At 63.1% G+C, this 12178-nt stretch carries 14 protein-coding genes; 11 read left to right on the top strand and 3 right to left on the bottom strand.

The annotated features are described in order from the left end of the window. Positions 1–62 precede the first annotated feature (62 nt). From NITMOv2_RS10850 to NITMOv2_RS10885, 9 genes are all read left to right on the top strand, one after another. Positions 63–470 carry a hypothetical protein gene (locus NITMOv2_RS10850; protein WP_053379879.1) on the top strand — a complete coding sequence of 136 codons (408 nt, stop codon included), beginning with the start codon at positions 63–65 and terminating at the stop codon, positions 468–470. A gap of 308 nt (positions 471–778) precedes the next feature. Next, entirely contained in the window at positions 779–1168 is a 390-nt protein-coding gene (locus NITMOv2_RS23885; protein ID WP_187299431.1) for a hypothetical protein, read from the top strand. Between the two features lie 48 nt (positions 1169–1216). Then, positions 1217–2077, top strand: a complete 861-nt coding sequence (locus NITMOv2_RS10860; protein ID WP_053379881.1) for an SDR family oxidoreductase — start codon at positions 1217–1219, stop codon at positions 2075–2077. Between the two features lie 47 nt (positions 2078–2124). Then, on the top strand, positions 2125–2760 hold the full coding sequence (locus NITMOv2_RS10865; RefSeq protein WP_053379882.1) for a hemerythrin domain-containing protein: 636 nt from the start codon (positions 2125–2127) through the stop codon (positions 2758–2760). Between the two features lie 14 nt (positions 2761–2774). After that, positions 2775–2939 (top strand): hypothetical protein, encoded by a 165-nt coding sequence (locus NITMOv2_RS23890; RefSeq protein WP_187299432.1) that lies wholly within the window; start codon positions 2775–2777, stop codon positions 2937–2939. Between the two features lie 49 nt (positions 2940–2988). Further along, positions 2989–3246 carry a TOBE domain-containing protein gene (locus NITMOv2_RS10870; protein ID WP_053382063.1) on the top strand — a complete coding sequence of 86 codons (258 nt, stop codon included), beginning with the start codon at positions 2989–2991 and terminating at the stop codon, positions 3244–3246. Between the two features lie 16 nt (positions 3247–3262). Then, on the top strand, positions 3263–3670 hold the full coding sequence (locus tag NITMOv2_RS10875; protein WP_053379883.1) for a TraR/DksA family transcriptional regulator: 408 nt from the start codon (positions 3263–3265) through the stop codon (positions 3668–3670). A gap of 67 nt (positions 3671–3737) precedes the next feature. Further along, positions 3738–4253 carry a hypothetical protein gene (locus NITMOv2_RS10880; protein WP_053379884.1) on the top strand — a complete coding sequence of 172 codons (516 nt, stop codon included), beginning with the start codon at positions 3738–3740 and terminating at the stop codon, positions 4251–4253. 31 nt (positions 4254–4284) lie between these two features. Further along, positions 4285–4725: a DUF421 domain-containing protein gene (locus NITMOv2_RS10885; protein WP_053379885.1), complete on the top strand. Its 441-nt coding sequence runs from the start codon at positions 4285–4287 to the stop codon at positions 4723–4725. 25 nt (positions 4726–4750) lie between these two features. On the opposite strand, the gene NITMOv2_RS10890 is transcribed toward NITMOv2_RS10885, so the two are convergent. Continuing rightward, positions 4751–5341, bottom strand: a complete 591-nt coding sequence (locus tag NITMOv2_RS10890) for an XTP/dITP diphosphatase (RefSeq protein WP_053379886.1) — start codon at positions 5339–5341, stop codon at positions 4751–4753. A gap of 8 nt (positions 5342–5349) precedes the next feature. After that, positions 5350–6072: a ribonuclease PH gene (gene rph, locus NITMOv2_RS10895; protein ID WP_187299448.1), complete on the bottom strand. Its 723-nt coding sequence runs from the start codon at positions 6070–6072 to the stop codon at positions 5350–5352. 417 nt (positions 6073–6489) lie between these two features. On the opposite strand from rph, the gene NITMOv2_RS10900 reads away from it, so the two are divergent. Together NITMOv2_RS10900 and NITMOv2_RS10905 are read left to right on the top strand one after the other, a co-directional pair. Further along, positions 6490–7620: an HD domain-containing phosphohydrolase gene (locus NITMOv2_RS10900; protein WP_053379887.1), complete on the top strand. Its 1131-nt coding sequence runs from the start codon at positions 6490–6492 to the stop codon at positions 7618–7620. 207 nt (positions 7621–7827) lie between these two features. After that, on the top strand, positions 7828–8334 hold the full coding sequence (locus tag NITMOv2_RS10905) for a hypothetical protein (RefSeq protein ID WP_053379888.1): 507 nt from the start codon (positions 7828–7830) through the stop codon (positions 8332–8334). Positions 8335–8345: 11 nt separating this feature from the next. On the opposite strand, the gene metH is transcribed toward NITMOv2_RS10905, so the two are convergent. Continuing rightward, positions 8346–12038 (bottom strand): methionine synthase, encoded by a 3693-nt coding sequence (metH, locus tag NITMOv2_RS10910; RefSeq protein WP_083448359.1) that lies wholly within the window; start codon positions 12036–12038, stop codon positions 8346–8348. Positions 12039–12178: the final 140 nt, after the last annotated feature.

The following is a 12178-nucleotide window of genomic DNA, read 5'->3' on the forward strand; positions in this document are numbered from 1 at the left end:
CGGTCCGAATCGGGGGGCTGTTCGGCGGCAGTTGAGCCGCCTGTATCGGAGAGGAGGCCGCCATGGGACGCACGACCTGGTTGTGGCTGACCGCACTGGTGCTCCTGCTCGGCGCACCGGCCGCCGACGCCGGCGCGCCGGCGGAAGGGACCGGAGCACAGTCGCAAGTTGTGACGGGCACCTTGACCAAGCTCGATTGGGCCAGCGGCAAGGGGCTGGTCACGACGGACTTGGGGAAACCCGTTTTCTTCGAAGTGACGAAACCGCATCTCTTTGAGAATTTGTCCGTCGGCGCGCGGGTGACGGTGGAAATCGACGGTTACGGTCGCGTGAACAAGATCACCGATGCGTCCGTCGTCGAGTTTCTTCCACCATCGGGAGAAACCGACATGGGATCGGTTCAGCCGGTCGGTCTGCCAGTCGTCGGTTTGGCGAAGTCAGTCGACCACGGCGCGGGCCGGCGCGGTTGACGCCGGCCTGCGTCCCTTCTTCCCCGCGGGAAAAGAGGATTGCCCTCCTCACGATCGTCGGATCCGCTTTCGGAACAGATGTCCGGCATGAGACACAATGTCCGGCGTAGCACCGGCCTATGTCGCCGCCTTTCGGGGCGATTCTCTCGGGCGATCAGGCAATGCCGACCAAAAATCAAACCCCACGGGCCGAATACCAGGCTTTTGGCAGAGCGGTTTCATTCAGTTCCCTCCCGGCCGGCTATCGGTCTATGTCTTGCAGCCTGTGTCGCACACACACTGACGTCCTACACCAGAGGAGGATCGCAATGTCCCACACGCGTATGTTGCCGAGCATCATCATCGCCGGCGCAGGCCTCGCGCTCGCCGGTGCAATCGGCGCCCAGCCGGCGTCCGCCCAGCGCGGCGTGACGGTTCTCGTCGCCGGCAGCGGCGGAGGACCGTCGGGATCGTCGGGAACAGGCCAAGGGTCCGGTGGAATGAGCGGTCAAAGCGGCGGCTCCCAGCCACAGGGATCCCTCGGATCGGGCGGCGGCGGGATGGCCGGCGGATCGGGCTCTACAACGCCGCCGCACCAGAGCGGCGGGACGAGCTCCGGAAGCATGGCACAGGCTCCCGGTGGAACCGGGTCCGGCATGCCGGGCGGCGGTCCCGGAGGGTCGGGCACCGGGTCCGGAGGGTCGAGTGGAGGCCGCTGAGACGACGGTATTGAAGAGGCCATGATTCAGACGAACAAGTGAGGGGCCATGCCGGAGAAGAAGCAGACCAAGCCGCCGCAACAGCAGGAACGGCAACCGGGAATCGAATCGGACATGACGCCGCGGCCCAAAGCCGCGGCGCGGCCCTATCGCGGCAGCTCCAAGCTGCAGGACAAGGTGGCGATCATCACCGGGGGGGACAGCGGCATCGGACGAGCCGTCGCCGTCTTGTTTGCCAAGGAAGGTGCCGACATCGCGCTGGTCTATCTCAACGAACATAAAGACGCGCAAGAAACCAAACGGATGGTGGAACAGGAAGGCCGCCGATGCCTGGCGCTGGCCGGAGACGTCGGGGACGAGCCGTTCTGCCGCGCGTCGGTGGAGCGGACCGTCCGGGAACTCGGCCGTCTCGACGTGTTGGTCAACAACGCGGCTGAGCAGCATCCCCAGGAAACGATCGAGAAGATCACCGCCGATCAGTTGGAACGGACGTTCCGCACGAACATGTTCTCGTACTTTTTTATGACCAAGGCGGCCCTCCCCCATTTGGGCGAAGGGGCCGCCATCATCAACAGCACGTCGGTCACCGCGTACAAAGGCAGCCCGCATCTGCTGGATTACTCGTCGACCAAAGGCGCCATCGTCTCCTTTACGCGGTCGCTCTCCCAGTCGTTGGCCGGCAAGCAAATCCGGGTGAACGCGGTCGCGCCGGGACCGATCTGGACGCCGCTGATCCCTTCCACGTTTCCCGAGGAGAAAGTCACATCGTTCGGCGCCGACGTCCCGCTCGGGCGGCCGGGAGAGCCGGAGGAAGTGGCGCCCAGTTACGTGTTTCTGGCGTCGGACGACGCCTCGTACATGACCGGCCAGGTGTTGCATCCGAACGGCGGCACCGTCGTCAACGGGTGACGCCGCCGGGCGTCGCATTTCGGCCGATATTCTGAAGGAGGACAGGCATGCCTAGACAATCGTCACACAAAGCATCCGGCGGCGGCTCCCGGAAAAAGAGCTCGGCCCCGAAGGAGCAGGATGCCGTCGAGATCCTGAAGGCCGATCACGAGAAGGTGATGGCGTTGTTCAAACAGTATCAATCGGCCTCCGGCGGGGATCAGGTGTCTCTCGCCAAACAGATTTTCAACGAGCTCGACATCCATACCGCCATCGAAGAGGAGCTCTTCTACCCGGCTCTCCGCGAGCAAGCCGATCTCAAGGAGATCGCCGAGCTGGAGGCGGACGACAGCGAGGCGCTGGACGCCGAAGACCTCTCCGAGGAGGAAGATGAAGACGAAGAGACCGCAGCCGGAGCGGTCGAGCTCGACCAGGACACCGAAGAAGAAGGCGAAGACATCATTACGCTGGCGTACGAGGATCACAAAGCCATGAAGGAGCTGATCCAGGAATTGCGCAGGCTGGAACCCTCCAGCGATCAATACCGCGATCGGCTCATGGAGCTGCGCGAGGCGGTGATCGACCACGTCGGCGAGGAAGAAGACGTGCTGTTCCCCGAGGCGAAGCTGAAACTGGACACGAAGAAACTCGGCGCTGAAATCGTCAAGCGGCGGAGCGATCTGGCCTCCTCAATGGCGGCGTGACCGGCAGAGGGAATATGCCGCCCAAACGGAAAGGCGCGACCGGCATCACGAACGCCCCTCTGGAGCGTGAGCAGCGGGAACAGGAGCGCGTGCCGCCGCGGGGGGAATCCGTGATTGGAAAAGGGCGGAATCGCAAACCCAAGTCTCCGGGGACCCGCCGGAAAACCGCCGGCCGGTGAGACGAACGGGGCGCATCGCCGCCGAGTGGTGCAGCCAAGGAGCATGATCATGCGATCTCAGCCCGCGGATAAACGGGCCGGTGCACCCGAGGTCGAATCGGGCCGACGCTTGAGCGCGAGAAATCAATTTTCCGGGCGGGTATCCGAGGTGAAACACGGGACCGTCATGGCGGAAGTCACGGTGGACGTCCAGGGGCTCGACATCGTGGCGGCGATCACCGCTGCCTCGGCCCGTAACCTGAGCCTGCAAGTGGATGATTCCGTGCTGGTCGCGATCAAGGCGACCGAAGTGATGATTCTCAAATAGGCGCGGCAAAGACGGTATGAGCCGGACGGCCGACGATCAGCGTACGGAAGGATTGCGCCGCATGCTCCTGGAGCGGCGGCAGGCGGTGCAGCAGGAGATCGACCGGTCGCTGGCCGCCTATCGGGAGGGACAAAGCCGGCTGCGCGACGAATCGGTTCCCGACAGCGAAGACATGTCCCTCCGAAGCAGCACCGCCGACCAGCGCATCTCCCTCCTGGAGTCGCGCAACCGGGTCAGGGACCAGATCGATGAAGCGCTGCGCCGCCTGGACGAGGGCCTCTACGGAATCTGTGAAAACTGCGGGACTCCGATCGGCGAAGCCCGGCTGCAAGCCCTGCCCTTCGCGCGCCGCTGCGTCGCCTGCCAGGAGCAGGCCGAGCTGCTGGAACAGATCGAGCGGAGGGAAGTGCGGAAAGAAATCTGACCGCGGATGAGGATGGTCGAGCCCGCGTGCCTGCCCGCAGCCTCCTCTCCGCGAGGGGCGCTGCATCATGGCATCCGGACTCAAACGCATCGGCGATCTGGACATCGACCAGGACCTCGCGTTTCAACGATGGACATGGGCGGTGCAACGCATCGCCTGGGCGACCATGGGACTCCTCGTCGTCGCCGCCGGGCTTGGTCTCTTCGGCCACGGCCCGTTGAGCCGCACCGTTGCTCAGGACCCCTCCATCCCGCTCACCTTGGAGTACGAGCGTTTCGGCCGTTATCAGAGCCCGCTCACTCTTCGCGTGCGCCTCGACCGGGAAGCCGCGCGGGACGACCGTGCGTCCTTGTGGGTGTCGCACGACTTCCTGACTCAGGTCCAGCTGCAGAACATCACGCCTGAACCGGACACGCAACTCTTGTCACCGACCGGTGTGACCTACGAATTCCGCTTCGGCGCGGCCGGTTCGGGCGGACAGGTGACGCTCGATGTCGAACCCCAAGTCATCGGCGCCTTGAGGGGGCGAGTCGGACTGACCGCTTCTCAAGCTCTGCCGTTTACCCAGTGGATCTACCCTTAGCCGGGCTTCCTTTCGAGAGAGGAGGATTCGTATGGACGTCGTCTTACGGGCGCTGGCGGTATATGTGTTCTTGATGATCGTGTTCCGGATGGCGGGCCGCCGAACCTTGACGGAGATGACCAGTTTCGACCTTATTCTCCTCCTGATCTTGAGCGAAGCGACGCAAAACGCCATGATCGGCAACAGCTACTCGGTGACCAATGCGTGTCTGGTGATCGTCACCCTCGTCGGCCTCGACATCCTGTTCTCGCAGCTGAAACATCGATCCTCGCTGATCGAGCGGTGGCTCGACGGCGTACCGATGATCATCGTGGAAAACGGTCTGCCGCTGAAAGAGCTGATGGACAAAGCCCGCGTCGATGAGGACGACATCATGATGGCCGCCCGGACTTCGCATGGGCTCGAACGGATGGAGCAGATCAAGTACGCGGTGCTGGAAAGCAGCGGAGGGATCTCGATTATTCCGAAGTGACGCGGGGCCGTTCGCAGAACTGCGATCAGAGACCCCGCAAAATCTCTTTCATCTTTCGGAAGGCCGCCGCCCGATGGCTGATCGCGTTCTTTTCCGCCGGTGACAGTTCCGCCAGCGTGCGGCCGAGGGCCGGCACGAAGAAGACCGGATCGTATCCGAAGCCCTCTCCGCCCCGGGGCTGCTCCGTGATCACCCCATCCAGCGCGCCCTGCGTCACCCGCACCGTGCCGTCGGGGCCGGCGAGCGCCGCCACGGTGAGGAAACGCGCCGTCCGTTGCTTCCGGGGAACGCCGCTCAATTCCTGAAGGAGCTTGCGGCAATTGTCGGCGTAGGTCGCCTGTTCGCCGGCATACCGCGCCGCATACACGCCGGGCCGGCCGTCCAAGGCATCCACTTCAAGCCCCGTGTCGTCCGCCACGGCGGGCAAGCCGGTGGCGCGGGCGATCTCCGTCGCCTTCTTGATGGCGTTGGCTTCGCAGGTCGTCCCGTCTTCGACCACTTCGGGAGCGTGAGGAAAATCGGCGAGGGTCCGAATGCGGATAGGAAGATCGCCCAGCAGTGCGGCGAGTTCTTCTCCTTTGTGCCGGTTTCGGGTGGCGAGCACGAGGTCCGTCAACGGCAGCCTCAGTCCAGGGCGCCGATCAGCTCTTTTTGAATGGCCGTCAATCGCTGGATCGCCTGCCAGCCGAGCGCGAGAAATTCGTCCATATCCTGCTTAGCGAAGGGCGTGCGCTCGGCGGTGCCCTGCACCTCGACGTAGCGGCCGCGCCCCGTCATCACCACATTCATGTCCACTTCGGCCATCGAGTCTTCGGTATAGGCCAGGTCCACCATGACCTCGCCGCCCACCTTCCCCACGCTGACGGCCGCCAGATAATCCGTGAGCGGCAGCTTCTTGATGAGTTCCTTCTTCTTGAGCACGGCGAAAGCGTCCGCCAAGGCGATAAACGCGCCGGTGATCGAGGCCGTTCGCGTGCCGCCGTCCGCCTGGATCACGTCGCAGTCGATCCAGATCGACCGCTCCCCCATTTGCGTCATGTCGGTGACGGCCCGCAGCGCGCGCCCCACCAGGCGCTGGATTTCCAGGGTCCGCCCCCCCTGTTTGCCCTTCACGGCTTCCCGCGGGGACCGTTCGTGCGTCGAACGGGGCAGCATGGAATACTCGGCGGTGACCCATCCGGTCCCTTTCCCCTTCAGAAACGGCGGGACCTTCTCCTCGACCGAGGCCGTGCAAATCACCTTGGTGTCCCCCATCTCGATGAGCACCGCCCCTTCGGCATGCTTGATGAAATTCCGCGTGACCTTGACCGGGCGCACCTGGTCTCTCCGCCGCCCGTCGAACCGCACCAGTCCCGAGATTCCGCTCATCCGTTCGTCCCTTCTGCTGAGGTCAGACGGGGATTATAGTGAAGCACCGGCGAAAGCGCAAACGAACCGCCGGCGACGGGTGTACAAAACAGCGCCTGCGCCCGGACGAAATCTGTACAGCCGTTCATCAGCGCGGAGCCGCGTCGCTCACACGACTCGTCACCACTCCGCCCGCATGAAATGCAGGAAAGCCTCGCTGGGAGACGCGACTCGTGGCATGATCGCCTTCTGTGATTCACCGGCTTCCGGAACCGCCATCAGCCGGTTTTGAGACGCGGGATGGCATAGAAGGTGCACCGGCAGTCGCTGTTGTTTTGGTTCTTAAGCAGACAACGGCGGCGACCGATAAGACTCTAAGGGCCCCAACCTTCCCGTTCAGAGAACTACCCGACGCGCATGCAGACACTTCTGGATCGCAACGCCCACCAGGCCCTGCTCGATAACCGCAGCATTTTGGTCGTCGACGACGAGGAGCCGATCCGTCGCCTCTTGGGCTACTTGCTCCAATCGCACGGCTACACCGTGGCCCTCGCCGCCGATGCCCGGGAAGCCCGGCAGAAACTCGACGAACAACCCTATGCCCTCCTGCTGTGCGATGTGAACATGCCCGGCGAATCCGGCATGGACCTCGTGCGCAACATTTTGGGAGAGCGCCCGGACACGGCGGCCATCATGGTGACCGGTCTGGACAGCTCCGTGCTGGCCAACGCGGCGCTCGACATGGGCGCCTTCGGCTACATCGTCAAGCCGTTCGAATCCAACGAAGTCTTGATCGACGTCGCCAACGCCCTCCGGCGCCGCCGCCTGGAGATGGAGAATCGCCGCCACCGGGAAAATCTCGAAGATATCGTGCGCACCAGGACGATGGCGCTGCAGCAGGCGCTGGAATGGTTGGAGCGGAGCGAAAAAGAGCTGCGCCTCTCGCGCGAGGAGACGATCCAGCGACTGGCGATCGCCGCCGAGTTCCGCGACAGCTCCACCGCACAGCACATCCAGCGCATGAGCCACTATTGCGAGTTGCTGGCCCGGAAGGCGGGCCTGTCGCCCGAACGCTGCGACATCATCCGCACCGCCAGCCCGATGCACGACATCGGCAAGATCGGCACCCCCGACCACGTGCTGCTGAAGCCCGGCAAGTTCACGCAGGAAGAATTCGGGGTCATCGCGCAGCACGCGGAAATCGGCTACCGCATCCTGAGCGGATCGGACGCCGAGTTGCTGAACGTGGCCGCTGTCATCGCCTATACGCACCATGAACGGTTCGACGGCACGGGTTATCCGCGGGGGTTGAAGGGCGAAACCATTCCGATCGAGGGCCGCATCGCCTCCATCGCCGACGCCTTCGACGCGCTGACCACCCAGCGGGTCTACAAGCCGGCCTTCGAACTAAGCCACGCCATCGAGCTGATGGTGAAGCACCGCGGCCAGCACTTCGACCCGGAACTGCTCGACACCTTCGTCGCCTCCGTCGACGACATCACCCGTATCCACGCGCAGTACGCCGACAAGCCCTACCGAAAAATTTAGCAGGCTGTTAGAAAAGTCCGCTATTTCACCGTCGGCCTTTTTGAACAGCCTGTGCACTGAGATATTTCCGTACCGACTCGTTAAAACTTGCCGTTTCGTTGACCGTCCGCCGCCGCGCCGATATACTTTTTCCCAACCTACCGGTAGAGCCCCGCTGCAGACATCGGCTCCTCGATCACCGGCTACCCGAAGAAAGGGCTGTTCGTCATGGCGAAGAAACTTCCTGCGATCCGCAAGCGCGCCGCCAGCCGCAACTGGATCGCCTATCTCTGTGAGGCGCTCGTCACGTCCGGCGTCATGCCGACGTGGGAAGCCGCCACCTATCTGACTGAAAACCTCTTCGGCGAAAAGCCGAACCCGCGGCTGCTCGGCCCCGCCAATCCCTACGAAGTCACCGCGCAGTTGCTGCACCGGCTCTATCAGCCGATCGTGGAAGCCGCCTCCCGCGAGGTGCATCTCCCGTCGCCGTCCATGCTGCACATCTTCACCGACATCAGCCTGACCGGCAACTCGGCCGTGCTCGTCGTCTTCTTCCCCGGACAGGATAAATCCCAGCAACTGCTCATGCTGGACGCGGCGAAAGCCTGGGATCTCGTCTTCCCGGACGCGGAATCGTTCAATATCTGGGCGGAAGAACGCTATCGCCGGGTGGTGAACGCCCTGCGCGGCGCGATCGTGGACCTCCACGACGATCTGCTGACCTCCGCGGTGTAGCCGACCGCGCCCTATCGATCAGCTTCGTAATTGAGATTCGGCGAGAGCCAGCGCTCGACCGTGCGCAGGTCCATCCCCTTGCGGCGGGCGTAGTCTTCGACCTGATCCTTGCCGATCTTGCCGACGGCAAAGTATTTCGCGTCCGGATGGGCGAAGTAGAAGCCGCTCACGGCGGCGGCGGGCAGCATGGCGAAGCTTTCTGTCAGAGTGATGCCGGCGGTCGCTTCGACCGACAAGAGATCGAACAGCACCCGCTTTTCGGTATGGTCCGGGCAGGCCGGATAGCCGGGCGCCGGCCTGATGCCGCGGTATCGTTCGCGGATCAGGTCCTCGTTCGATAGCTGCTCGCTCTTGCCGTAGCCCCACTCTTCTCTGACCCGCTTATGGAGGAACTCCGCAAAAGCCTCAGCCAAGCGGTCGGCCAGCGCTTTGGCCATGATCGAATTATAGTCGTCATGGTCTCGGTCGAAGCGTGTGCAGAGCTCGTCCAACCCGACGCCCGCCGTGACGGCAAAGGCACCGATATGATCCGACCTGCCCGAATCTTTCGGAGCGACATAGTCCGCCAGGGCCAGATTCGGTTGTCCCGCCGGCTTTTCCGACTGCTGCCGCAGGGTGTGAATGGTCGTCACCACGGCGGCCCGGGAAGCATCCCGATAGAGCTCGATGTCATCTCCGGCGCTCGCTGCGGGAAACAATCCGTAGACACCCCGGGCTCTGAGCAGTTTCTTCCGGACGATCTCATCGAGCAACCGTCGGGCGTCGTCGAACAGTTCCTTCGCCTTGGCTCCGACGGTGGCATCGTCGAAGATCGCCGGGTAACGCCCCCTGAGCTCCCAGGTATGAAAGAAGGGGGACCAATCGATATAGGGCACCAGCTCGCCCAGCGGCTGGTCGGCGACGACCCGCACGCCGAGAAACGACGGCGGGGGCATCTCGAGGGTCGCCCAATCCGACGTGAACCGATTGGCCCGCGCCTGTGAGATCGGCAACAACGGCTTCGCGCCCCGATCCTGATGCGCCTGCCGCAACCGTTCGTAGTCGTCGCGTACCTGGTTCACAAAACCCGGCTTCTGAGCCTGACTCACCAGATTTCCCACCACGCCCACGGCGCGCGAGGCATCCAGCACGTGCACCACTCCCGCCTCATAGGACGGCGCGATCTTCACCGCCGTGTGGGCCTTGCTCGTGGTGGCGCCGCCGATCAGCAGCGGCACATCAAAGCCTTCGCGCGTCATCTCCTTGGCGACATGGACCATTTCGTCGAGCGACGGGGTGATCAAGCCGCTCAGGCCGATGATGTCCGCCTTCTGTTCTCTTGCGGCGGCGAGGATCTTTTCACACGGCACCATCACGCCGAGGTCGATCACGTCGTAGTTGTTGCAGCCTAACACCACACCGACGATATTCTTGCCGATGTCGTGCACGTCGCCCTTGACGGTCGCGAGCAAGATCTTGCCTTGCGAGTGGAAATTACCCAGCCGTTTCTTTTCTTCCTCCATGAACGGCATCAAATAGGCCACGGCCTTCTTCATCACGCGGGCGCTCTTCACCACTTGCGGGAGGAACATCTTCCCGGCCCCGAAGAGATCGCCGACGACGTTCATACCCGCCATGAGCGGCCCCTCGATCACCGCCAAGGGCTTGGGATACTTCCGTCGCGCCTCCTCCGTATCCTGATCGATGTAATCCGTGATGCCCTTGACCAGCGCGTGGGACAGACGTTCTTCGACGGTTCCTTTGCGCCACTCGTCGTCCTTGGCCGCCGCCTTCCCCTTTTGCTTCACCGTTTCCGCAAAAGCGACCAGGCGTTCTGTCGCATCGGGTCTCCTGTTGAGCAGCACATCCTCGACAAGCTCAAGCAAGTCTTTAGGAATTTGCTCATATACCGCCAGTTGCCCGGCATTCACAATCCCCATGTCGAGCCCGGCTTGGATGGCGTGGTAGAGAAACGCCGCGTGCATCGCCTCGCGCACCACATTGTTCCCGCGGAACGAGAAGGAGATGTTGCTGATGCCGCCGCTGACTTTCGCCAGCGGCAAATGCCGCTTGATCCAGCGGGTCGCCTCGATAAAGTTGACGGCGTAGTGGTTGTGGTCCTCGATCCCCGTGGCGACCGTCAGGATGTTCGGATCGAAGATGATGTCCTGCGGCGGAACGCCGACCTGCTCCGTCAGAATCTTGTACGATCGCGCGCAGATCTCCTGTTTCCGCTCCAGCGTATCCGCCTGGCCTTTTTCATCGAACGCCATGACGACCACGGCGGCTCCGTACCAGCGGATCAGCCGCGCCTGCTCGACGAACTTCGTTTCGCCTTCCTTGAGGCTGATGCTGTTGACGACGGCCTTGCCCTGAATGTTCTTGAGACCGGCCTCCAGCACCTCCCACTTGGAGCTGTCGACCATGATCGGCACTTTGCAGATGTCCGGTTCCGAGGCAATGAGGCGGAGGAACTTCTCCATCGCCGCCTTGGAGTCCAACATCCCCTCGTCCATGTTGATGTCGATGATCTGCGCGCCGCCTTCCACTTGTTGGCGGGCGACCGACAGGGCCGCCTCGTAGTCGCCGGCCAAAATCAGCTTGGCGAAGGCGGGCGAACCGGTTACGTTGGTCCGTTCGCCGATGTTGATGAAATTCGAATCGGGGCGGATGGTCAAGGCTTCCAGGCCGCTCAGGCGGGTGTAGGGTTCGACCGTCGGAATCGCTCTCGGAGTGAGCCCGCGCACCGCTTCGGCGATCAGCTTGATATGAGCCGGCGTCGTGCCGCAGCAGCCGCCGACGATGTTGAGCCACCCGTTCTGCGCCCATTCCCGCAATTGCGGCGCCAGGCTGTCCGGAGTCTCCGGAAAGCCGGTCGGCAGCAGCGGATTGGGCAGACCGGCGTTGGGATGCGCGCTCACGTAGACCGGCGCGATCGCAGACAGCTCTTCGATCAGCGGCCGCATTTCCTTCGGTCCCAGTGCGCAGTTCATCCCCACACTGAGCAGCGGCACATGCGAAATGGAATTCCAGAAAGCTTCAACCGTTTGGCCGGTCACGCCGCGGTTGCTGCCGGCTTGAATGAACGTCACCGAGGCCATGACGGGCACGCGCCGGGCTCCGGCGGCGAACAGTTGTTGGATCGCGAAAAAGGCCGCCTTCGCATTGAGCGTATCGAAGATGGTTTCGACCAGGAGGAGGTCCGCCCCTCCGTCCAGCAGGCCGCGGACCTGTTCGCCGTAGGCCTGCACCAGCTCATCATAGGTGGTGCCCCGGGCGGCCGGATTGTTCACGTCCGTCGAGATCGAGGATGTCTTCGTCGTGGGCCCGATGGCCCCGGCGACGAAGCAGCGCCGGCCCGGCTGCGCCGCCTGCACCCGTTCGACGGCCCGCCGGGCGCATTCGGCTCCGGCCTTGGACAGCTCGTAGCCCAAGGCCTGCATGCCGTAGTCCGCCAGCGAGATCGCCTGAGAGTTGAACGTATTGGTTTCAATGATATCCGCACCGGCTTCGAGATACTGCCAGTGGATGTCCTCGATGACGGCAGGTTGGGTGACGTTCAACAGATCGTTGTGGCCCTTGAGGTCTTTCTTCCAATCCTTGAACCGCTCGCCGCGAAACGAGGCTTCGTCCAGCTTGCGCTGCTGGATCATCGTCCCCATCGCGCCGTCGAGGATCAGGATGCGCTCGCGCAGCAATCGATCGATTTCAAACGTCCGGCTCATCTGCATGGTGACCTGTAACGAACTGGGGTTCTCCCTCACTCACTGTGTGCGATCATACTGGAAGCCGTTCCGGAGCGGCAAGCGCGCACCGTTTCCTTGACATGGCTTCGAGGGCCTGGATACGATGCGAAAAAGAGAAG

It is taken from the genome of Nitrospira moscoviensis, from assembly GCF_001273775.1.
In the GTDB taxonomy this organism is placed as follows: Bacteria; Nitrospirota; Nitrospiria; order Nitrospirales; family Nitrospiraceae; genus Nitrospira_D; species Nitrospira_D moscoviensis.

Excerpts from the sequence above, each read along its gene's own strand:
- NITMOv2_RS23885 (WP_187299431.1), top strand. The coding sequence starts at position 779 with ATGTCCCACACGCGTATGTTGCCGAGCATCATCATCGCCGGCGCAGGC.
- metH (WP_083448359.1), bottom strand. The coding sequence starts at position 12,038 with ATGAGCCGGACGTTTGAAATCGATCGATTGCTGCGCGAGCGCATCCTG.
- NITMOv2_RS10850 (WP_053379879.1), top strand. The coding sequence starts at position 63 with ATGGGACGCACGACCTGGTTGTGGCTGACCGCACTGGTGCTCCTGCTC.
- NITMOv2_RS10900 (WP_053379887.1), top strand. The coding sequence starts at position 6,490 with ATGCAGACACTTCTGGATCGCAACGCCCACCAGGCCCTGCTCGATAAC.
- NITMOv2_RS23890 (WP_187299432.1), top strand. The coding sequence starts at position 2,775 with ATGCCGCCCAAACGGAAAGGCGCGACCGGCATCACGAACGCCCCTCTG.
- NITMOv2_RS10860 (WP_053379881.1), top strand. The coding sequence starts at position 1,217 with ATGCCGGAGAAGAAGCAGACCAAGCCGCCGCAACAGCAGGAACGGCAA.
- NITMOv2_RS10905 (WP_053379888.1), top strand. The coding sequence starts at position 7,828 with ATGGCGAAGAAACTTCCTGCGATCCGCAAGCGCGCCGCCAGCCGCAAC.
- NITMOv2_RS10865 (WP_053379882.1), top strand. The coding sequence starts at position 2,125 with ATGCCTAGACAATCGTCACACAAAGCATCCGGCGGCGGCTCCCGGAAA.
- NITMOv2_RS10870 (WP_053382063.1), top strand. The coding sequence starts at position 2,989 with ATGCGATCTCAGCCCGCGGATAAACGGGCCGGTGCACCCGAGGTCGAA.
- NITMOv2_RS10885 (WP_053379885.1), top strand. The coding sequence starts at position 4,285 with ATGGACGTCGTCTTACGGGCGCTGGCGGTATATGTGTTCTTGATGATC.
- NITMOv2_RS10880 (WP_053379884.1), top strand. The coding sequence starts at position 3,738 with ATGGCATCCGGACTCAAACGCATCGGCGATCTGGACATCGACCAGGAC.
- NITMOv2_RS10875 (WP_053379883.1), top strand. The coding sequence starts at position 3,263 with ATGAGCCGGACGGCCGACGATCAGCGTACGGAAGGATTGCGCCGCATG.